Below are 22733 nucleotides of genomic sequence, written 5' to 3'. Positions count from 1 at the left end.
CCACACCCTATCTTTATATTAATTATTCAACTTTACTAATCACTATTATTTTAAAAAATCACCCTAAAGCAATTAGTAATACTTTTCTAAAAATGAACGATCGAAATCATTTAAATTAACACCTATATGCAATGTTTGATTGACTTTAATATTTCTCTTGATTTCAAAAAGGCCTAGGGGAAACACTCTTTGTTGATACAATTCTTCAGTTAATTTCACCTGGGGTGGGGAACTCAAGAAATCGAGCATTTTTTGCACTGTTATTTTCCCCTGGTATATATCAAATTTTGTACTAGGATAATTTATATAAGAACCCTTCTCAAAATATCCTAGTGATGGAGGAACTCTATCTATAAACTTAGTAAACGATGATTCGTCAATAATATGAACACCATTAACAAACAAGGGGGTTCCGACCATAGATGTAGTCAATAAGATTCGATGTACTTTATTAGGAACAAAACTTTCATCCAATTTGAGTTGCTCTCTTACAATAGATAAATTTTTCTCAAAAAAATCCGCTATCCTATTTAATTGTGATGTTTCTTTATATAATTTATATAAGTGATTTGCATGTTGTCTTGTTGTATGAGGCTGCACATGTGCTTTACACTCTACAAAGATCAAATCATTATTTAAAATAAATGCTATATCGCATTCATATTCCGTTTCATCAGTCTTTTTATACAACCCTGAATTCTTTATACCGTTCATATCTAACCCTACTTTACTTCTTTTCTCAAATCCTGAACCTTTAAAATCTAAATTAATATTCTTATTAAGGAAATTAGATGCTAGCGCCCTTGAAGCATCTGCTTGAGACGTTAAAGAGGGTAGAATTATTAATTTATCATCAATTTTAACAAATGGACAATCAATTAAATCTAAAGATTTCTTATCGAATGTAAAGAATTCAATAATTTTTTCTGATTCTCCAATTGAGAATCCATTTTGTTGGAAAAACCCTTTCCATTTATAGATTGTTTTACATATACAAACTTTATCAAGATTGTATACTTTTAAAGTTTTTTGTCTCGCTAAAAACTTCTTGCTTTCATTAATTAATATCTGATATGCATGAATCCATTGTTTTAATTGAATTCCATTTATTTTTTCATCCAATAGTGAAGAACCAAAGTATAAAGTAGAAAACAAATAATTTAGACGTGAAGTAATTTGCGATAATATTGTATCAATAGGTACATCACTTTTCCCATAATGTTTTTTTTGTAATTCACCAACTTCACTCAATTGCCAACCCTGACGAAGGTTATTAAACCTCTCATTGGAAATTAAATTATTTAATTCAAATTTATCATCTACAATTTCAAAATATATTTCACTCTTATTATTTACTGAAACATCCACCTCTGAATACTTCCAATATTCAAGTATATCATTCAACTGATCCCAATAATTACTGAAGATTACATGCATTAAAGAAGCTTCGAGAATTCTTGGTGATATATTTCTTTTACTTCCTTTAAATTCATTTTCCTTATGCATGAAATATTTTAGTATCATGCCAGTAGATTCAATTGCGGAATCAAATAAAGCTGATTTTGCCCTATATTTATCCTTATTAGACTCATCCACTAACACATTTTCACTAAATATACTGGAGTCATCAATTAATCTTTTCAAATATAACTCTAAAGAAATTAAATAAGAAACTACTTTATATTTATCATCTATAGTCTCATAATTATCAAAAAAGCTTGTTCGCATTTTTGCAAATCGTTTAAACACAGTGTCAAAAATTAAAGTTTCCTTTCTAAAACCTTCAATTTTTTTTCTATCATCACTACCCAGTTGATTTAATATATGATCCAAAATTTCATTAAATAGTGACTTTTGTTTACTACTATTAAACATATTCACTGATAGACCTGACGCCTTCAACGAAGTTATAACACTATCGACTCCATCTGACATTAAAACTCCATCTAAATATTCAATAAATTTTTCTTTACCTTTCTTTAATTCATTTTCTAACTTATAGAAATTATATCTTTCGGGATTTTCTAAGACCATACCGACCATTCTCCTAGTGAAGATTCTCTTTATTTGTTAATTAATTTACATTTTTCATAAATTATATTCATTAGTTATAACGTAATAAAAGAGTAAAGTCATATATCTAACTCATTAAATTAACTGATGTTATCGTGTTCAATTAAAGGACGCGATTATAGAATATATCCAGTAGAAATGTTAAACTATATTCCAAACCAACATTTTATTTTTTACTATTTTTTCCCTTCAATTGACCCATCTCTATTTGAAAACAGTTAGAACAAATTTTTTTGTATTCTCCTGCCCACGGCTTTATGGGGTAATTTATAGTGGCTTCTCGTTCACCACAACTTTCACAAGTTTCATTTTTTATATACTTTTCATCTTTATAACCCATGATAGCTAGAGCGATAAGTTCACAGTCGTACGTTATACATTCGCAAGTCTTATTGGTTATATCATAGTCAGTGTCTCTGAAGCCTAGAGGTCCAGTTCTTTCTTTTTCGATAGTTATGTATCCTTGTTTGCAGATTGGGCATGTATATTCATTACTCGCTTTCATTTCCTTCATCTCCTCTTAATAAAGATTTTTTTAAAGTATACCATGTTAACTTTTCTGTTTAGGCTTAATCTTTTGAAATATTTCACCGTTTTGCATCACCTGATATAGCGGTCACTTGTAAAACTCCAAAAATTTTAATCAAACTTTATTCCAACAAAAAATAACTGAGCTAGTCAATAAATGATCTAGCCCAGTTATTTTTAATCAAATTTCATTCCTTTTAATAAATCTGCAAAAGGATTATTAATTGGTTCAACTTCCTTTTCTTGCTGTTTTAGATACCTTTGAACACTACGCTTATCTACTTTACCATTACCTTCTTTTTTGCGTCTTGCTTCAAAAGCAGATAACTTTTCACGATAACCACATTTACAAGCGAAGATTTGACCTTCTCCTTCACCACGTAACTCCATTTTCTTTTTACATCTCGGACAACGTGCGTTTGTGATACGTGATACATTTTTTTTATGTCCACATTCACGATCTTGACATACAAGCATTTTGCCTTTTTTTCCATTTACCTCAAGCATTAGCTTACCACAATCAGGGCATGGTTTTGTTGAGATATTGTCATGCTTATATTTTTTGTCATTACCCTTTATTTCTGCCACGATTTCCTTTGTATGTTCTTTCATTTCATTAATAAACACATCTTTTTGCAATTTACCTTTAGCAATCAATTCAAGTTTTTGTTCCCATTCAGCCGTTGTCGCTGGTGAACGTAGTTCTTTTGGTACTAAATTCAGAAGTTGGCGACCTTTAGAAGTAATATATATTTCTTTGCCACCATGCTTTTCAATCATGAAAGAGTTAAATAACTTCTCAATGATATCAGCACGTGTTGCAACTGTACCTAGCCCACCAGTCGATTTTAACGTATCTGCAATCTTCTTATCTCCCGTTTCAAGATACTTTGTAGGGTTTTCCATTACTGACAGTAAAGTCGCTTCTGTAAAACGTGCAGGAGTCCTTGTTTGACCTGAAGTTTGGACTATTAACTTTGTTTTTAATACATCGCCTTTTTCAATATGTGGTAATAATTGCTCCTTCACATCATCCATTGATTCTTCATCATCAAATTTATTTGAATATACTTCTTTCCAACCAGCAATAGTCACTGATTTACCTTTGGCAATGAATTTCTCATTACTGATAGTTGCTTGAACCGTTAATTGTTCATATTCATGTGCTGGCGAAAGTACTGCTAGGAAACGTTTAATAACTAAATCATAAATTTTACGCTCTTTGTCATTAAAAACTGATAAATTCACAAAACCTTCGGTCGGAATTATGGCGTGATGATCGCTTAATTTCGAATCATCGACAAATGATTTATTTGTCTTAATAGGTTTCGTTAAAATCTTGTTAGCAATAGAACGATACTCACCAATACTACAAGCCTTCAAACGCTCTGGAATAGTGGAAACGATATCGCTTGAAATGTATCTGGAATCTGTTCGTGGATACGTTAAAACTTTATGCTGTTCATATAATTTTTGCATCATATTTAAAGTTTCTTTTGCTGAGAAACCAAATAACTTATTCGCATCTCTTTGTAATTCTGTTAAATTATAAAGTCCAGGTGCAAAAGATTTTTTAGACTTACGATCTATCGAGATAACCTTTGCATCTTGTTTTCCAAAAGAGTTTACAATGCTATCAATTTTTTCTTTATTAAAGCTTCGACTATTACCATTTACATCTTGCCATGTTAGTTTAATCGATTCTGTTTGTGCTTCAATTCCATAGTAAGTTTGGGGTTTGAAGTTTTTAATTTCATCTTCTCTAGTAGCAATCATGGCTAAAGTCGGCGTTTGTACTCGACCGCAGTTTAATTGAGCATTAAATCGTGTTGTTAAAGCACGAGTCGCATTTAAACCAATATACCAATCAGCCTCAGAACGCGCTGCTGCTGCATGATAAAGGTTCTCATATGCTTTGCCTGGCTTTAAATTTTGGAACCCTTCTTTAATAGCCTTATCCGTTACAGAGGATATCCATAAGCGTTTAATTGTTTTATTAACTTTCGCTTTTGCAATAATCCAACGAGCCACAAGCTCACCTTCACGACCAGCATCCGTTGCGATAATAATCTCATTAATATCATTGCGATTTAATTGTGATTTTACTACATTAAATTGCTTGCTCGATTGTTTAATTACCGTCAGTTTAAGACGTTCTGGTAGCATAGGTAAATCTTCTAAATTCCATGTTTTATATTTGTTATCATAAGCTTCTGGATCAGCCAGTGTGACCAAATGGCCAAGGGCCCACGTGACAATGTATTGATCTCCTTCTAAAAAACCATTTCCTTTTTTATGACACTTCAATACACGCGCTAAGTCACGTCCTACTGAAGGTTTCTCTGCTAATACAACTGTTTTTGACACTAGATTTCACATCTCTTTCTTCTATCCATCCTTTTATTATAGCAGACGTGGAGATGCGGTTCTAATGACGGATTATTTCTTCAAACGCGTGATAATTTCGTTTGTGATTTCTTGTGTTTGATAAGCCCCGCCGATGTCTGCCGTTAAAAAGCCGTCTGCTGTGACTGACTCGATGATTTCGAGCAGGTGTGTACCTAGTTCTTCCTCTCCGAAATGATCAAGCATGAGTTTAGCGGTCCAAATTTGACCGATTGGGTTGGCAATTCCTTTCCCTGCAATGTCTGGGGCTGATCCGTGTACAGGCTCAAACATGGATGGATATTTGCCATTTACATTGATGTTGGCGGCAGGCGCCACGCCAATACTTCCCATAATCGCAGCCCCAAGATCAGTTAAAATATCGCCAAATAAATTGCTGGCAACAATCACATCGAATTTCTCTGGTCTTGTCACAAAGAAGGCTGAGAGCGCATCAATGTGCTGCGAGTCTGCTGTCACCTCTGGATAATCCTTTGCTACGTCTTGAAACACTTCATCCCAAAATGGCATTGTATGAACAATTCCATTCGATTTGGTTGCACTTGTCACATGCTTTCGTCTTTTTTCTGCTAATTGAAAAGCAAAGCGCATGGCTCTCTCTGTCCCTTTTCTGGAGAAAACAGCATTTTGAATGGCAAGCTGATCTTCCCCTTGATAGATGCGGCCTCCGATTTCACTATATTCGCCTTCACCGTTTTCTCTTACAACAAGAAGATCGAAATCCTTTGGCTGAGCAAGCGGGGAGCGAATACCGCTCAGCTGTTTTGCAGGTCTAACGTTAATCACCTGCTCAAATTCACGTCTAATTTTAATCAGCAATCCCCAAAGCGATACATGATCCGGCACTAAATTGGCATCTCCGACTGCCCCTAAGAAAATGCTGTCAAAGGCTTTCAGTTGTTCCAATCCATCCTTTGGCATCATTTCGCCATGCTCTAAATAATATTCACAGCTCCACGGAAAATCCTGAAAGGTGAAAGACAGACCGCCATGCACATCTGATATCGCTTTCAAAACTCGGATGGCTTCAGGCACAACTTCCTTTCCAACCCCGTCTCCTGGAATTGCTGCAATTGAAACATGCTTCATTGATTTTTCCCCCTTCGTCATCGGTCGACCGTCGACCATTTAATTCGAGTTTACTAGAGAGTGTCTGTTCTTACAATGGACAAAAGACACTTTTTTGATCAAAGCGCCTTTTTATCCTGCATCAGCACACGGGGCTTCTGTTTCTTTCTTCCCGCACTTTTTTTATCTGAAAGCAGCAAACCTCCTAAGGTCAGTACCGTTCCAAGCGCAGACATGAAGGTCAATTTCTCGTGAAGAACGATCATTGAAATGACCATCGTAATAATGGGCACTCCATAAATATACACACTCGATTTCACCACACCGAGCGTTTTCACAGAAAAGCTCCATGTCAGAAAACAAATCGCAGATGCGAAAAGGCCTAAAAACAGCAAGTGGAAGGCAAACGATGGATTCGTCAACCGTTCCCAGTCTAAACGAATTTTAAAATGCCAGATCAGTGGAATCATCCATAGCAGTCCGTAAAAGAAGACACGCCTTGTTACCTGAATGATATGGTAGCCATATTGGTTGATCATCTTCGATAAAATGGAATAGAATGCCCAGACGATGGTAGCCGTTAAAGCTAACGCATCACCGAGTGGATTCAATTGAAACGTGGTCATTCCATTCATGCTGATCAGCACGATTCCCGTCATTGCGATGAAAAAGCCTATGAAAAACCGGCTGTGCAGCGGCTCATCTTTTAATAAAAAATAAGACAATAGAAAAGAGAAGAATGGGACAACGGAGCTGATGACACCTGCATTCGAAGCAAACGTATAAGTAAGTGCGACATTTTCTAAAAAGTAATATAAGACCACACCGCATAAACCTGCCAGCGCAAACATCCCTTCATGCTTTTTATTTCGCACCTTCATGGTGACTGGATAGATGATCACCAGAGCCAAGTACCCTATAAAAAAACGGAAAAATAAAATCTCTGTTGGAGAAAAAGCCGTTAATAATATTTTGGTAGAGATAAAGGTGGATCCCCATAAAAAAATGGTGAACATGGCCGCTAAATGACCAAGCAGCTGTTTATTTTTCATCAGCTGTTACCTGCTTTACAAAAATTTGCTGATACTGCCCTGGCGTGAGCCCAATAAATTCTGAAAAGAAATGACTGAAATGACTTTGATCAGAAAATCCAGCGGAGGCAGCCGCATCTACAGGCTTCACTCCTTGGGCGAGAAGTTCCTTCGCATAGTTCACTCTGACTGTCTGTAAATAACGGTACGGTGTAATCCCTCTGAACTTTGTAAAAGCACGCAGCAATGAATATTTGTTCATGGACACAAGCTCACCTAAGTCATCTAACGAGATATTTTCCGTGAGGTGTGTTTCGATATATTGCTGTACGTCTTGGACTTTTTGTTCGTTGGCATGTGCGGCTGATATTTTTTCCCCTGAGGTATCAGCATAGGCTTCAATCAATTGTTTCATCAAGAAATAGAAGGTTTCCTGTTTATTCAAAGCAGGCGCTTCTTCTGTGATCATTTGATGTAGATCATATAACGGCTTTGTTCGTTCACTTTGTGAAAACACAGGGGCTTTAAAATGCGGCTTGTGCTGAAAGATTTTTTCCAGCACCTCAGCTTCAATATTTAAGCAGCGATAATCGAGTGTCCTGTGATCAATTTGTTCACATGCGTGATTATCATACGGATTGAAAAGAAGGATATCACCCTTTTCAATGATGTATTCTTGATTTTGGCAGATCAAACGTCTTTGACCATCTTCAATAAATCCAATCACATAATATGTATGAAAATGATTCGGGAACTTTTGCATGATGCCATGAAAGCGATACGCCTCTATTTGCAAGTCTTGATCAAAATGTACAGTTCGTTCCTCTTGTGTGTTCATGTCGATCCCTCTTTTCACTGAACTGATCATTAGTGTAGCACACCCTTTTTCTCTTGGATTGTACGATATTGACTTTTCGATGCAGGCTTGCCTAGAGGGAAAAACTTGGATAACATGAGACAAAAGATGATGAATAAAAGAGGGAATGATGGGATGAATTCATTCGAGATGGAAAGACCAGCACCGTATCACATGCAATTTTATGAACAGCTGAAGCAAATGATATTTGATGGCCAGTTTCAGCCAGGAGAGCGCATCAATGAAACGCAGCTTGCCAAGCAATTTGGCGTAAGCCGATCACCGGTAAGAGAGGCGATGAGGCTGTTAGAAAAAGACGAGCTTTTAATCGCGGATCATCGCTCAGGCTATTCCGTCTATACGTTAACAGAAAAAGATGTTGAGGAGCTTTATCAAATTCGGGCGGCCTTAGAAACACTTGCTGTTGAACTTGCCTGTAAGGAAGCCTCGCAAAGAGAAATGGATGAAATTGAGCAGGTTCTCACACAGGCGGACGAAGCGATCAAGCAGCAGCTGCCATCTAAAGAGATCGTCCAGTTACATGAAGCCTTTCACCAAAAAATCATGTTGGCGAGTCACAATGACCGCTTATCCAAACAATTGAATCACGTGAATGCACTCATTCACTATTGCCGCATCTTCCATTTTAGCGGCGGGGCTCGTGCTGAAACCATTCAAAGAGAGCATACAGCCATCTATTCTGAAATAAAAGAGCGCCGCTCCATAGAAGCGGTTCAAGCAATGACAGAGCACTTATTACATGATGTTATGCACTTAAAGCAAGTACTCTCTAAAACAAACAAAGAATAAAGGGCTTTTCCCATTTTTTAAGCATTCCATGAACATATTTTGAATTTTTCGTAGATTTCAGCATGTCCAGACGATCTTTCGTTTATATTAGAAGATGAGAAACTAGCTTTTATACAGGAGGATTTGTATATGCATACAAGTATTAGCCGTCTTCGACAGGCGGGTTTTATTGAGGGTATGTCTCTTTTAACCCTTCTTTTAATTGCCATGCCTCTAAAATATTTTGCGGATATTCCGATGGCAGTCACTATTGTAGGCTCTCTTCATGGCGCATTGTTTGTCATCTATATGCTCGTTTTGGCATATGTGACTTTTAAAGTTCGCTGGCATTTGAAATGGTCCATCGCCGGTTTTTTTGCGGCTTTCATTCCTTTCGGTAACTTCGCCTACGATAAGGTGCTCCGCCAATATGATACAAAAGCTTAATCAAAAAGGGCTAAAACGACATTCGTTTTAGCCCTTTTTTTCCACGCTGGGGAACGCTTTTTTATATCGATGCATATTTCACAATGGCTGCTTGACGCGTCATGTCGTGATACGCCACCCATAATTCATCACCAGGCAAGACGCTAGTGATTGGATCGATTGGCTGTTTCACTTCATACATCATGCCATTTCTCTCAACCTGAATGATTGCTAACGGCAGATTGCCGATGACGCCAGCAAATTCAACATTGGTCACTTTTGCACTTCCTTGTTTCTCTTGCATGAGACCCATTTCTCTATCCAGCTCTTCTTTTTTTGTCTGGATCGTGATTTGAGTGCCGGCTGTGACCTGCATATGATCAGGGATGAATTGGCTGACCGTTTTTGTGATGGACTCATCGCCGTTTGAAACCGACACATCAAGCTGAATAGGCTTTTGTTCATGGATGGCCACTGGATATTGCTTCACACGCTGAATCGTTCCTGTTAACGTCACATCTTTCCCCGATCGATTCCGCACTTCATGGCCATAGGCTGCCATTTTGAGCTGGCCGTTGATATCGACAAGATCGGCTTTTTCTCCTGTTCTAAATTCAAAACCGGCGGCTTGAATCATCGGAATGATATACGTTTTCTGATCTAATTCAAATGTGAGTGATAAGACGGTGCCTCGTCCTACAGTTCCATATGATTCTATGTTTCTTAAAACAGCGCCTTTGATAAACTTTGCCTCGCTTGGCTGCGAGAAGTCACCCTCTTTTAAGAGCATCGCTTTTTTCTTCTTTGGATCATAGTGAATGACAATACGCTGTCCCGGCTGTGGTATCTGGGTGTAGGATACAACCGTTTTAACCGTCTTCTCGATGTTTTCCCCATCATATTGAAATTGAAGCAGCATTTTGACGACTGGCTGTTCGTTGATGTAGGTGCCCGTTTCTTTAACAGACACAATATTGGCTTCTAATGTGACACTGTCCTTTATCTTGTTTCTCCTCACCAGTCTCAAAATCGGCGGCAGGAAGATCGCTAGCACAAATAATAATAGCGGGATCAAGATCCATATCGCCCAGTTAAGAATGAGCGGTCCGCCCTTCATAACATATTGCGTAAAGGTATCAACAGACGTTTGGTGGGCCGGACTGGCGTTTTCAATTGAGATGACCTTTTGCAAAGGAAATTCCTTTAGTTCTTTGCTTTTCGTCTCAAATGCACCCGTTAATTGATTGTCAAATGAATAATAGAGCCAGTCGCTCTTCACATTTTTATTGAAAGAGAGCCCTTCTCTTTGTAAAGATTCATATGAAAACGACTGCAAAAGCTTGCTGGCAGACGTCGCCTTATTCGTGCGATGGTTATAAATATAACCTGTCAGTTTGCCTTTTGCTTCGTCCTTTGCTGTAGAGCCTGCAAGAAGAACTTCTTCTTCATTAAGCTGGTAAATAAAGGTTTGATAAATCGGCTTTGGTGTTGGAACGACTTCCCCAAGCCTTCCCTCTGCATTCACTTTCCTTGCCCTTTTTGGATAGTTAGATTCGACAGCGACTGCAAAGTTTTGTGATGTCCCGATTGTTTTCTCCATCTGCTGCTCCACTTTATCTTTAATGAGACTGAACGGTTCAGCGTTTTTGGAGACATAAACCCCAAGCTGTTGCTTCTCGTTTGAGATTCCGCTGACATACGCATTCTGGTCATTTTTCAAAGCCAATTCAAACATAGGAATTGGCGTCTGCCCTCTAAAGGAATTCATGACAACATCGATAGAAACGGGTCTTGCTGGCAGCTTTAGATCGTTCAGATTGTGCACATGAAACTGACCATCCTTCAGCTCACCGATGACTGCAGCGGCACCGTCCATTTCTCCTGTAAATACGAGCCGTCCATTCCATTGGTATGTATTCGTTTTTAAAAATGAGGGAATCTGCAGGTTATTTTGAACGAGCTCTTTCTTTTCTCCGCTTGGTGTTAGTTTCTCGATCAACAGCTGCCCGTCTTTATTTTTTAAAGCCAGTAAGAGATTGTTTCCTTGAATGGATGGCAGCATTTCATGAAACGTATCACTTTCTGTGGTCCATTCACTAATTCTTTTTCCTGATTGAGGATCATACATTGCAAAATGGAGCTGCTGGTCTTTTGATACAGCACTCACCACTCGTTTTCCTTCATCAAATGTAAACATTCCTTTGACGTCATACTCTGTTACTTTCCCATCTGACAAATCATCTTGGTAATGATTCCACACCAAGACACTGAGAATGATGGCTGGAATAAAGAAGACAATATATCTGAGGAAGATGATTGGTATTCTTTTCACTTGATCGCTTCCTTTCATGAGGTTCCTTAAACTTATACGTCAGTACAGCGAAAATGTTTCATGCTAGAAGAATACCAGCAAAGCCTCTGAAATCCATATTTTACAAACTTTGTTGTTTACGATAAAATCCAATCAGATTCAAAAAAGGAGTTATCTCATTGGATAAGCTATCATCAATCATTCTAGCGGCTTGGCTGCGTGTCCCTCGCTGGTTCAAGCAATGGGTACTCGTATCCATTTCCATTTTCTTTTTTTATATGTGTTTTGTAAAGGGGCTGACTAGCTGGCACACCTTGCCGCCTGTCACATTGCTCTCATGTGTGATTGGTTCCTTCATCATTTGGCTGATGTGGCTTAAGAGGCAAAAAAATAAGTGAAAAGAGGAAAATGATGAAAAAATTGATTCTATATTTTGCGATCTCTTTTGTTCTTCAATTCATTTGGTTTGGTCTTGTGCATCCAAATAGAGGCGTGACACTGCTGGATATGTTCATGTTTTCTATTTTGTTTGCGGTCATGTTCTTTTTTATTGAGCGGATTTGGCGGTATCAGAAAAAAGGACAAAGTAAATGATCATGAAGCTCGCTTTATTCACTCTGATTATTTGTGCATTTATCGGCCTGCTTTTAGTGTCAAACCCTTTTGGGGCGGACGCTATGCGAATGGTTGCGACCTTTGTTTTTCCTTTTCTTGTGCTCATTGGTTTCGGGGTTCTATTGTTTGACCTAATGAAAAAGGCTGCCAAATAGATGGCAGCCTTTTCCTTACTCTTTTCATGCAAATAAATAATCAATGTTTAATCTCCGTTACGGAGTGTATGAATTAAGATTCGATCATATCAGTGTGTCATATGTGTTCCGAGTGAACCTACGTTTGAAAGTAAACGCCATGGAAGTTCTGGATAACAAGACAACGAAAGCCCTACCTCTCATTCGTCCTTACGGCTCCGAAGCCGTGCCAGTGTGAATTGTAAATCAAAACGTCTTTTTTCCATTCTTCCGCTCTTATAGGGGGGCGGTGGCAGAAGGAAAAGAATAAGTTTGTTCGCTTTGACAGCGTCTCGTTCTTATCAAGTAGAAGCTCTATTGCTTCTCATTATGTCATAGAAAAAAGAAAGTTTACTTTCTTTATTTATTTGCTTATTTCAACACTTAATATAAAACTATAACACATTCCCCCTGCTTGCGCAAGTGTTAAAGTGATAATTCTGCTGGTGTACGGCTTCCTTCATTCATATAACGAATGGAGGCTGGGTCAATCTTCAGGATCACTAGATTTGGGTCATCTTTTCCTTTAAACCATTTCTCCATCTCATCAGACCAAAGACGGTCAATCAGTTCCGGATCGTCGGTTAATGTTGCGGTGCCTGCAATCTCTGCATACGTATCACCGAATCCTTCGCCTGAATATCCAATGAGAATATGAACATTCGGGTTTTTTTCAATTTCTTCTGCTTTATGTGTTTCTTTACTCGTTGGTGTATATAACGTCAGCCCTTCATGAAAAAAAGTCATATAGCGGGTATGCGGCTTATCCTGTTCAACAGTCGCTAGTGTTCCCACCTTTTGTTCATCTAACAGGTTTAATACCTTTTGTTTTAATTCTTCTTGAGACATATCGTTTCACTCCTTCAAAATTTCATCCGTATTCGTAGGTTTCCACGACAGCCCATTCATTAAACAAAGAAATGTGTTTTTCATAAAAAGAGACCTTCTGGCTGATGCTATAAAAAACAGGTTCAATGAAGGGAGAAATTGAACATGCATCATGAAACGATGTTTCATTTGAGCTCACTTGTCATTGCGGCAGTTGTTGTAGGCATAATCGTATGGTCTGTCATATCTGTGCAGAAAAATCGCAAGAAATACTAAAAACACCGCCCAATCAAAGCTGGGCGGTGCCGCGGTAGATCATGTATTCATAAAGGAACCGCCATTGACATGAAGTGTCTGTCCTGTCATATAAGACGATTCGTCAGAAGCCAGCAGGACAAAGCAGCCGACATGCTCAACAGGCTGTCCTGGTCTTCCCATCGGAGTTTCTGCTCCGAAGCTTTCCACACTGTCTTCATCAAATGTAGATGGAATGAGCGGCGTCCAAATTGGACCTGGCGCTACACCGTTCACTCGAATCCCATCTTTCACAAGCGATTGTGCCATAGAACGCGTAAAGCCGTTAATGGCTCCTTTTGTTGCCGTATAATCAATCAGCACTGGGTTACCTCTATATGGGTTAATGGATGTTGTGTTAATAATGGAGCTTCCCGGTTTTAAATAATCCAATGCCTTTTTCGTAAAATAGAAATAGGAATAGAAGTTGGTTCTAAAGGTTTGGTGAAGCTGTTCACTCGAAATATCTTGAATACGTTCTTGCGGATGCTGTTCAGCCGCATTATTTACTAAAATGTCTAATTGACCAAAGGCTTCAACTGTTTTTTCTACTGCTTTCTCACAAAAGGCTTCGTCACCGACATCTCCTGCAATCGTTAAGCATTTGACGCCTTCTTGTTCTACACGTTTTTGCGTATCCTCTGCATCCTCATGTTCATTTAAATACACAATGGCAACATGTGCACCTTCCTTTGCATAGGCAACAGATACTGCCCGTCCAATTCCACTATCTCCACCTGTAATCAGTGCCACTTTTCCTTTTAGCTTGCCAGAACCTTGATATGATTCATCCTCAAAGATCGGCGCTGGATTCATTTCTCTTTCACTGCCTGGCTGCTGATCCTGCGTTTGGCGCGGAATGCCATTTGTTAAATAATCACGTAAATCCATGTGTAAGCTCCTCCTTGATTTGTTGATGTATCCTTTCATTACCACCTCATTTTTTCACTCAAACATCATGAAGCTGTATTGATGTGTTCCCGAAAATCAGCATGTTTGAAGAGGGGAAAAATCGGTTACATGATCATCAAAAAGGAGCGTTCTCACATGCTGTCTACTATTTCGAAAACCTTTAGCAGACCAAAAGGCTGGCTCGGAAGCATTGCTGGACTCATTATGGCAAATGAAAATAAAGCATTGAATCAGTGGGCCATCCGCCACTTAGATTTGACAGATGGTGAAAACATTCTGGAAATTGGCTATGGACCCGGCTACAGTATCAAACATATGCTCAAGCATTATCAAGACCTTCACATTGATGGGCTGGATGCTTCTTCCACCATGCAGGAGCAAGCACAGTCCCGCGTCAGCAAACGGGCAAAAGACAAACAGGTTCGTCTGTATGTCGGCAAAATCGAGAAAACACGTCTTCCCGGAGAGCAGTATGACAAAGTACTGTCTGTTAACAATTTTACGATTTGGGATGATCCAAAAACGGGCTTACTCAATCTTTATCACACCTTAAAACCAGGCGGGACACTCGCTATTGTGATGCAGCCAAGAGAAAAAGGAGCTGACGCCAATCGGACAAAAGAGATGGGTGAAAACATATTAAATGACTTGCAGTTTGCAGGGTTTGACGAATTTTCTATTGAGTATGAAGAAATTCGCCCTACCCTTGCTGTCTGTGTCACAGCAAAAAAGCCGAGAAGCGAATAAGCTCTCGGCCTTTTTCTTACCACTTTGCCTCTTTGACAAATTGATAGAAAAGCTGATGTAATTTCTGTTCAATGTTTTCCTTTGTTCCTTGTCCATAAAGCGCCATGCTTTCTTCACTTTCAATGATGGATGAACTGATCAGACTAAACATTTCTGACCCTTCCTTGCCAAGCTCTTGCGGCGCCAGCATCATGAGCATTCTTGACATCTGCTGCTGCCCGCCATCCATGCTTTTAACCTCGTATGCCTGATCAAGATCATAAATATGAAAGATTGGTTCCTTGATGAATGTATGCTTTAAATGGTAAAGAGCAAATTCAGTGCCAGGTATGCCTAAGCCGCCTTGCTGTTCACGTTCCAAAAGGCCGCCCGCCACATCATCTGCATGTATGATAAATCCTTCCTCTTCAAGCTGACGAAGCAGCTGCCTAATGGTTTCATCATGCTGCGGCATCGTCTCTCTTTTTTCGATGGTAAAATGGGACAGGATGCTGCGAATCACAAACATATAATTCGTCACCTGCTCTGCAACCGCCATCATATCAACGGTTTCTTGCGCCAATTCTTCGGGAGGTTCTTTTATTCTTTTTTTCTCGATGATATAAGGAATCTTCCGTTTAATATGAGCCTTCACACGCATGGCATCATCCTCGTTTAAAAGGGGGCTGACCATAATGTAATCGATATGCTCATAGGGAATCGGAACGGTCGAGACAATCATGTCATAGCTTGATGCATCGATTTCCTTTAGCTCCATCAAGGAGGATAGATCGAATTTGGCGATCTCCGGCAATTCTTTTTTCAACCGGGAGGCGAGCATTTTCGAGGAACCAATCCCGCTTGAGCAAACAACGAGCGCATGAATTTTTGTTTCTTCTTTTTTGATTTCAAGCACTGAGCCAAAGTGAAGCACAAGAAAGGCGATTTCATCCTCTGGAAATTCAATCTCAGGAAAGAAACGCTCGACTCCTTCTTCAATCGCCATAAACAGCAAAAAGTAGTCTTTTTTTATTTGTTGTGTGAGCGGATTATAGATTCTCATCTTTTCCTTTAGACGGTTCATGGCAGGCTCAAGATGAGACACGAGCCCCTCATACAATGAATCATTTTCATTGAGATGATAGCCGGTTTTATTTGAAATAAAATCAATGAGCTTTTTCGTTCTCAGCGCTATATCCAGCTCAATTTCATCAATACGGTATTCTGCCCCAAAGCTGCGATTTGCACTGCGAAGATGGATGGTCATATATCCGACCTCCGCTTCAGGAATCTCCACATTAAACATGCGTTCAAGCGCCCTTGCCATTCGAAGTGATGATTCAAATTCCTTCGTCCGCTTTAATTCCAGCAGCTCTTCCTCTTCCATTCGAATGGTTTCCCCAAGCTGAATACGTTCGATAGCATAGGTTAAGTGAACAACAAGTGCAATATAGGCACTATCAGATAATGAGAGTGACAGTCGATCTTTCAAATGAAAGAGCAGCCTTTCTACCTTTAGCAGCTGTCCTCTGCTGACAACGCCAAACACCTTTTCCGTCGCTTTCGTTCGATGTTTGATATTCATTTCAATCGTTTCTAAAAATAATTGAATGTCGAGCCGGTCAACAATGAGATTGCCGACAATTTTTCGTTTTGCTTCCTCCGGCCCTTTTAATTCAATGCCGTACCCGCGCTTGCGGATAAGCTGCAAACCGTATGGAGCAATCCACTCTGTTAGTTCATCTAAATCATAGCTGATCGTCGCATTTGTTACCTGCAAGTCAGCTGCGAGTGTGTATAATTTCACCGGTTCCTTCGCTTCAAGCAGCGCACATAGAATTAAGAGCTTTCGTTCATCTGAGCTATATTCGATTTGATCCTCATTTGACATATGAGCAAGAAGCCGCTGTTTATCCTCCTGTTCGCCGACTGCCTTCAAGCCTTTTCCCGGTTGTTTATCTAATGAAAGATGATAATCTTTCAATATTGGTTTAATAGATTTTAGTTCTCTATGGATCGTTCTAGTACTTACCTGAACAGAATCGGCTATCTCACGAATGGTGACATAACGATTTTGCTGAATGATGTATTTAATGACTTTCTGTTCTCGTGCCGTTATGTACATGAAATGCCTCCTTCTGTATAAATAGGTCTATTGTCACACCTTAATATAAAACGCTTTCAACGAGCGATGCAATCTTAAGTTGATCTGAATTTGGCACAGCAGCTGTGACAAAAATAAACAAGGTAGCATCAGACACTTCTCCAAAATGACGGTCCATAATCCTTTTGATGAAATTGAACCTTTTGTTCTTGAAAAGGCAATGAACCCCCCGCTTTTAAAGAATAAGTCGGATTGTATACTGGAGAGCCAAAGCAATAATCGATTGTGCCTTCTTCCGGACGGAACATGACGGTTCGCATCGTTCCAAACAGCTCCTCATAATTGTGCACAGCCAGACCATCAGGATATTCTGTCTGGAACAGTTTCGCAAGAGAATCACTTGATCGTTGTTCTTTTAACGCTTCCATTAACATATCGTATCTGACAACAGAATGATGTTTGGTCATCCCTTTTGCTGTTTGATCAGCTACCGGATGATTCGTTGCGGCAATATAACCTCTCTCCGGTCTTCTCACTCTTTTTTGACCATCAATGATTTCAATCACAGCCGCCTCTCCTTTTCGATCCGCAAGCATGATGTGAACATTTGAGGCAACGGGCATTTCCTCGATAGAGCGAATGGCTTCCTCGACCGTTTGACAGGTTTCCAGAACAGAGCGAATCACATGATACACCTGCAAACCGGCGACTGCTGGGGGCTTTAAACCGGGTTCATTGCCAACCGGCGGACCGCAAGCAGAGAAAGTTACAGAAAGACCATGCTCATTCATCCCATCAGATCTGCCAAACAAGAGCAGCGACGAGCCTGTATGATATGCCGAGCCTTTTACATGTGTCGTCACAAGACGCATATCATCAAAAATCGGGGAGAAATCATAGTTACGAAGCATGACCGTTTGTTGGCCTGCCGCCATATTCCCCTGCCTCACACAGTGGGAACAGCCTGGCTGAAGATGAGATGAATAGAAAAAGGTCAAATAACGCTCATGTAATTGCATTTCATCACAAAACCCAGCAAACTCTTCATCTAATTGAGGAAGAAAGGGACGGATCAGCTGCTTCGTTTCTTTCACAGCCTGTTGTGTTACCGGTTCTGTTCGAATATATTGTGTCTTTAGCAGCGGGTTCTCCTTAAGCCAGACAGCCTGCTGTTTTCCCACTTCATAAGCCGTTCCAGTCATCTCTTGAAAATATGCACTGATCTCCTCCATGCCTGCACACCTCTTTCGCCTTCGTTTCTTTTATCATATCGAAACCGTCATTTAATGAAAAGGATGAAAAAAACTGCAATCCCACGGATTACAGCTGTTTACAGTATACCTTAAACAATGCTTCTGCCATTGCTTCATACCCCTTAGGGTTCGGGTGAAATTGATCAATCGATAAGTAGGCTCTTTCATGCCCTTCAAACGCTCGGTACACATCCACAACTTCTACATGCGGATTCGCAGCAAGCAAACGAAGTTGTTGATTATATTGCTGAAGCCACCGCCCGGCTATTGGTATTTGCGGAAATGGATTATATAAATTCATGAAATATACGTAGTAAGGCTGATGCTGCCCTTTTTTGATCTGAGCAATTTCTTGAATCATCTTGCTAAAATTCGCCTGACAATGTATGACTGCTTGCAGCAGTTTCTTTTCATCTTCACCTTCTTCATACTGCTGAACAGCTTGAACAAGGTCATTCCCACAGCCTGTGATGGTGATGATGTCTGCTGCTGCAATCGCACGTCTCACCTCTGACCGTTTGAAGAGCTGTAAAATCTGATCAGTCGTTAACCCTGATTTTGCAAATACGGACAGCTCGACCGGTGCATGTGTCTTTTTTTCAAGCATCCACCAAAATCGCTGAACAAATCCTTCGCCAAATAAACGTGCCCCCACCCCAACTGTTAAGGAATCTCCAATCGCAACATAGGATCGTCCCACTCTTATCCCTCACTCTCTCCTGCCTTCTCTTATATATACGAATTCGGAGAACAGTTGCTTGTAGCAGATGACTTAGGGGCATCCATCTATTTTTGAGATGCAGTGCCTTTACAAACTCTTTACTTGCGATATCGAACGATTTTTTGTTCAATAAGAGTAGGCTTTTTACGCTGAAAACTGCGTGTTTACGCGTTCCAGAAAAATTTACAAACTTTTTATCTTGATTTCGAGACTTTATACCTTGACTTCAAACTACATTGTGATTACAATGAAAATATCAGTTTTCATGTAACTGTGCTTGTTACATCTTTTTCATAGCATTCCAATATGATTAAAGATGCCACATATTCAGTGTATCATTGGGATACGCTAAAAAAATAACCGAAACAGAAAGGATTGAATGAACATGGCAAAAGTTTTATACATCACTGCACATCCGCATGATGAAACAGTTTCTTACAGTATGGCTACTGCTAAGGCATTTATCGAATCTTATAAGGAAGCAAATCCAAGTGACGAGGTTGTACATATCGATTTGTACAAAGAAAACATCCCTCACATTGATGCAGATGTATTCGCTGGCTGGGGCAAACTTCAATCTGGCGCTGGTTTCGATACACTTTCAGCTGAAGAGCAAGCGAAAGTTGCTCGTCTAAACGAATTAAGTGATCAATTCGTTTCTGCTGACAAATATGTATTTGTTTCACCACTTTGGAACTTCTCATTCCCACCAGTTCTTAAAGCATACATCGACTCTGTTGCTGTAGCTGGTAAAACATTCAAATACACTGAGCAAGGTCCTGTTGGATTATTAACAGACAAAAAAGCTCTTCACATCCAAGCACGTGGCGGATACTACTCTGAAGGTCCTGCTGCTGAACTTGAAGCAGGTCACCGTTACCTTGGTACAATCGCTAACTTCTTCGGAATTCCTTCTTTCGAAGGTCTTATCGTTGAAGGTCACAATGCTGAGCCTGCGAAAGCAGAGCAAATTAAAGCAGATGCAATCGAACGTGCGAAAGCTTTAGGAAAAACTTTCTAATAACTGCACGCAAAAAGCCAATGATCTTTACGGTCATTGGCTTTTTATTTGTTCAGATGAAAATCCTAATTCCCTCGAAATATCACTGGCGGCTTTTTTCACCTGTTTAATTAAGTAAGGTAAGCGTTCTTTTTGATATCCTGCTTCAAATCCTGCAATGCTAATACCTGCTGCCACTTCCCCCAGATGATTGAAAATTGGGGCTCCAATCGCAGCTGTATAGTTTTCAAGCTCAGAATAGCTTAGCGTATATCCCCGCGCATTTGATTCTTCCAGCATGTTTCTTAGAACCTCTTTATCTGTGATGGTCCCAATTCCGATCTTCCCCAGCTCAATTGAGTCAATATAGGCAAGTCTCTCGCTCTCTGGTAAAAAAGAGAGAATACTTCTCGCACAGGCACCCGCATATAGGGGGGACCGTCTGCCGACGGCGGTGTAGAGACGAACAGGCTGCGTACCTTCAATCTTTTCCACGTAAATGGCTTCGTCGCCCTCACGAACAATGAGCTGTACAGCTTCACCTACTTCATCCCGTAAGCTTTCCATAAATGGTCTTGCAATCCTTCGAATATCAAGGCGGTCCGCCACAAGCTGACCGTATTCAAGGAACATCAAGCCTAATCGATAAACACCCGTTTCTTGCTTTTCTAACAGCCCCATATCAGCTAAAGAGCTCGCCATACGATGAACAGATGTTTTCGGCATACCGGAAAGCTCGATCATTTCATTTAATGTTAATTGATCGTGAGCGATAAACAGCCGCAAAATCTCCATTGATTTCACAACCGTTTTATTTGTGTTTTGCATCTTCTTCACCTTTTCTAAACGAGAATGCTTCCAGCTTGATTCTTGCGGCCAGCTCCCTCAGTTCTGCTTCTTGCTTAAATAACGCCTGCTCTGCATCCTGGTGACCTATTTGTTCAAAATACAGCTTTGCCCCAGGCATCGCCTGTGCAATAAGCGGCAGATCAACAGTTGCTACTTCTCCAATACGCGGGTATCCGCCTGTCGTCTGCCGATCTGCCAGCAGAATAATCGGCTGGCCATCGGGTGGAATTTGAATAGATCCAAAGGCGACAGCTTCTGAGATCAATTCCAGCTTTTCTTTTAAATGAACCGGCTCCCCCTTCAGCCGGCAGCCCATACGATCTGATTGGGGTGTGACCTGATAAGGCTGCTCAAAAAAAGCGGTTTGAGATGTTTCTTGAAAAAAAGAAAGATGCCTGCCTGCCAGCACGCGAATCACTGGCGATTTCCGCAGCGGCAAAAAATGATCATGACTCACTGTCCAATCGGGTGCGCCGTACCCCGCCTGTTTCACTTTATTTTTTAGCCTATCAAACAAATGATCCGCTACGATAGACGGCTCTCCAACAGGCAGAATGTCGCCTTTTTCAAGCGGTCGTCCTTTCAGTCCACCGATTCCTGCTCTGACATAAGTGCTTTTGCTCTGCATGACTGGTTCTACATCAAATCCACCTGCCACAGCAAGATAAACGCGGCAGCCTCTCTTACAAAGACCAAAGGTAATCGTGCTTCCTGATCGAACAAAGAGCGGCTTCCATAATGGTGCCCGCTCTCCATCAATATCAATCTCTACATCAGCACCAGTGACGGCAATGAGCTGATCCTTCTCACATGTGAGCACAGGCCCCCGCCCCATCAACGTCACTTCCAGCACGGCTTCGTTTTCTTGGTTGCCAGTGAGAATGTTGGCGATTCTAAGTGAGAGCGGGTCCATGCCGCCGCTCGTTAAGACACCATACTTTTGATAGCCTTGACGCCCTTTATCTTGAATGGTTGTGTACATCCCTGGCTTGATGACATGAATACTCAACATTCTGCCTCCTTCATGCTGAAAAATTCCTTTTCAGACATTTGGACAAATCTGACCTCGTCCCCTGCTTTCAATAGACTCGGAATTTCATCGTCTGGGCGAAAAAGCGGCAGCGGGGTTTGTCCAATGAGCTGCCAGCCCCCGGGTGTAGAAATTGGATAAACGCCTGTCTGCTTTCCTGCAATACCAACAGAGCCTTTTGGAATGGACATTCTTGGTGTTTCTCTGCGTGGTGCTGCGATCTTTTCAGACAGCCCGCCTAAAAACGGAAACCCTGGGGCAAATCCAATCATATAGACAAGGTACGTGCCCGCAGTGTGAATACGCACGACTTCCTCTGGCGTTAAACCATTGATACGGGCAACCTCTTCTAAATCAGGGCCCAGCGCTCCCCCGTAACAGACTGGAATGTCAACGATGCGGCGCTTTACCTGAACTCCCTCCTGCCATTTGTCTTCAAGAAGTTGTTCAATGTAGCCTTTGACCCATTCATATGGAGACAGGTCATGTGTTTGAAGCTGGGCCGATTGATGAACGGTATAAGGCTCGTAGAAAACAGTCACGTTTGTAAAGGCTTGAACCGCTTCTACATATCCTTCAAATGGGTGCTGTTCAATACATGCAAACAGCTGCTCAACAAGTACATGAATCTCCTCACGTATGTCAGCTCCAGCTTGGATGACGATCGCTGCATCTCCCAGCGGGTGGTAGGTGATGGAATCTTTTATCGTTGAAAAAGCCACTTGAGAACACCTCTCTTT

Annotated in this window: 21 protein-coding genes; 6 read left to right on the top strand and 15 right to left on the bottom strand. The window is 40.4% G+C overall.

Going from position 1 to position 22733, the window contains the following annotated elements; translation table 11 throughout:
* Positions 1-72 precede the first annotated feature (72 nt).
* From NST65_RS02335 to NST65_RS02310, 6 genes are all read right to left on the bottom strand, one after another.
* Positions 73-2034 carry a hypothetical protein gene (locus NST65_RS02335; RefSeq protein ID WP_111927513.1) on the bottom strand — a complete coding sequence of 654 codons (1962 nt, stop codon included), beginning with the start codon at positions 2032-2034 and terminating at the stop codon, positions 73-75.
* 205 nt (positions 2035-2239) lie between these two features.
* On the bottom strand, positions 2240-2578 hold the full coding sequence (locus tag NST65_RS02330; RefSeq protein ID WP_111927514.1) for a hypothetical protein: 339 nt from the start codon (positions 2576-2578) through the stop codon (positions 2240-2242).
* 200 nt (positions 2579-2778) lie between these two features.
* Positions 2779-4968 carry a DNA topoisomerase III gene (locus NST65_RS02325; protein WP_342489288.1) on the bottom strand — a complete coding sequence of 730 codons (2190 nt, stop codon included), beginning with the start codon at positions 4966-4968 and terminating at the stop codon, positions 2779-2781.
* A 72-nt stretch (positions 4969-5040) separates the two neighbouring features.
* Positions 5041-6096 (bottom strand): tartrate dehydrogenase, encoded by a 1056-nt coding sequence (locus NST65_RS02320; protein ID WP_024427347.1) that lies wholly within the window; start codon positions 6094-6096, stop codon positions 5041-5043.
* Between the two features lie 98 nt (positions 6097-6194).
* Positions 6195-7127, bottom strand: a complete 933-nt coding sequence (locus NST65_RS02315) for a DMT family transporter (protein WP_342489287.1) — start codon at positions 7125-7127, stop codon at positions 6195-6197.
* The gene (locus NST65_RS02310) at positions 7117-7944 is read right to left on the bottom strand and encodes an AraC family transcriptional regulator (protein ID WP_340891575.1); all 828 of its coding nucleotides are present in this window, start codon (positions 7942-7944) and stop codon (positions 7117-7119) included. Before NST65_RS02310 ends, NST65_RS02315 begins: the two co-directional genes overlap by 11 nt.
* 153 nt (positions 7945-8097) lie before the next feature.
* On the opposite strand from NST65_RS02310, the gene NST65_RS02305 reads away from it, so the two are divergent.
* Positions 8098-8772, top strand: a complete 675-nt coding sequence (locus NST65_RS02305) for a GntR family transcriptional regulator (RefSeq protein WP_034283860.1) — start codon at positions 8098-8100, stop codon at positions 8770-8772.
* 129 nt (positions 8773-8901) lie between these two features.
* On the top strand, positions 8902-9198 hold the full coding sequence (locus tag NST65_RS02300; RefSeq protein ID WP_034664017.1) for a DUF3817 domain-containing protein: 297 nt from the start codon (positions 8902-8904) through the stop codon (positions 9196-9198).
* Between the two features lie 61 nt (positions 9199-9259).
* Here NST65_RS02300 and NST65_RS02295 read toward each other — a convergent pair whose 3' ends face one another.
* Positions 9260-11509 (bottom strand): hypothetical protein, encoded by a 2250-nt coding sequence (locus tag NST65_RS02295; protein ID WP_342489284.1) that lies wholly within the window; start codon positions 11507-11509, stop codon positions 9260-9262.
* A 158-nt stretch (positions 11510-11667) separates the two neighbouring features.
* On the opposite strand from NST65_RS02295, the gene NST65_RS02290 reads away from it, so the two are divergent.
* Complete coding sequence (locus NST65_RS02290; RefSeq protein WP_041116719.1) at positions 11668-11886, top strand: hypothetical protein; 219 nt, start codon at positions 11668-11670, stop codon at positions 11884-11886.
* Positions 11887-11899: 13 nt separating this feature from the next.
* Positions 11900-12082 (top strand): hypothetical protein, encoded by a 183-nt coding sequence (locus NST65_RS02285; RefSeq protein ID WP_046313932.1) that lies wholly within the window; start codon positions 11900-11902, stop codon positions 12080-12082.
* 620 nt (positions 12083-12702) lie between these two features.
* On the opposite strand, the gene NST65_RS02280 is transcribed toward NST65_RS02285, so the two are convergent.
* Positions 12703-13125 (bottom strand): pyridoxamine 5'-phosphate oxidase family protein, encoded by a 423-nt coding sequence (locus NST65_RS02280; protein ID WP_034283831.1) that lies wholly within the window; start codon positions 13123-13125, stop codon positions 12703-12705.
* Between the two features lie 294 nt (positions 13126-13419).
* The gene (locus NST65_RS02275; protein WP_034283829.1) at positions 13420-14289 is read right to left on the bottom strand and encodes an SDR family oxidoreductase; all 870 of its coding nucleotides are present in this window, start codon (positions 14287-14289) and stop codon (positions 13420-13422) included.
* 156 nt (positions 14290-14445) lie between these two features.
* Between NST65_RS02275 and NST65_RS02270 the strand changes: the two genes are divergently transcribed.
* The gene (locus NST65_RS02270; protein WP_046314021.1) at positions 14446-15057 is read left to right on the top strand and encodes a class I SAM-dependent methyltransferase; all 612 of its coding nucleotides are present in this window, start codon (positions 14446-14448) and stop codon (positions 15055-15057) included.
* Positions 15058-15073: 16 nt separating this feature from the next.
* On the opposite strand, the gene NST65_RS02265 is transcribed toward NST65_RS02270, so the two are convergent.
* The 3 genes from NST65_RS02265 to NST65_RS02255 form a co-directional block, all read right to left on the bottom strand.
* On the bottom strand, positions 15074-17161 hold the full coding sequence (locus NST65_RS02265) for a transcription antiterminator (protein WP_101677065.1): 2088 nt from the start codon (positions 17159-17161) through the stop codon (positions 15074-15076).
* A 128-nt stretch (positions 17162-17289) separates the two neighbouring features.
* Positions 17290-18372, bottom strand: a complete 1083-nt coding sequence (locus NST65_RS02260) for a C45 family peptidase (RefSeq protein WP_111927519.1) — start codon at positions 18370-18372, stop codon at positions 17290-17292.
* Between the two features lie 88 nt (positions 18373-18460).
* Entirely contained in the window at positions 18461-19093 is a 633-nt protein-coding gene (locus NST65_RS02255) for a GDSL-type esterase/lipase family protein (protein WP_111927520.1), read from the bottom strand.
* Positions 19094-19499: 406 nt separating this feature from the next.
* On the opposite strand from NST65_RS02255, the gene NST65_RS02250 reads away from it, so the two are divergent.
* The gene (locus NST65_RS02250) at positions 19500-20135 is read left to right on the top strand and encodes an FMN-dependent NADH-azoreductase (RefSeq protein ID WP_024425558.1); all 636 of its coding nucleotides are present in this window, start codon (positions 19500-19502) and stop codon (positions 20133-20135) included.
* A gap of 33 nt (positions 20136-20168) precedes the next feature.
* On the opposite strand, the gene NST65_RS02245 is transcribed toward NST65_RS02250, so the two are convergent.
* The 3 genes from NST65_RS02245 to pxpB are packed head-to-tail and all read right to left on the bottom strand — an operon-like array spanning position 20169 to position 22715.
* Positions 20169-20942, bottom strand: coding sequence for an IclR family transcriptional regulator (locus NST65_RS02245; protein ID WP_034283816.1), 774 nt, complete (start codon positions 20940-20942; stop codon positions 20169-20171).
* A complete protein-coding gene (locus NST65_RS02240) occupies positions 20926-21972 on the bottom strand; it encodes a biotin-dependent carboxyltransferase family protein (protein WP_111927521.1) in 1047 nt (348 codons plus the stop codon). Before NST65_RS02240 ends, NST65_RS02245 begins: the two co-directional genes overlap by 17 nt.
* A complete protein-coding gene (gene pxpB / locus NST65_RS02235) occupies positions 21969-22715 on the bottom strand; it encodes a 5-oxoprolinase subunit PxpB (RefSeq protein ID WP_111927522.1) in 747 nt (248 codons plus the stop codon). The genes NST65_RS02240 and pxpB overlap by 4 nt, the downstream gene beginning before the upstream one ends.
* Positions 22716-22733 lie beyond the last annotated feature (18 nt).

It is taken from the genome of Bacillus sp. FSL P4-0248 (assembly GCF_038593305.1).
Taxonomy (GTDB): domain Bacteria; phylum Bacillota; class Bacilli; order Bacillales; family Bacillaceae; genus Bacillus; species Bacillus safensis.
This window is presented reverse-complemented; position numbering and strand designations above follow the sequence as displayed.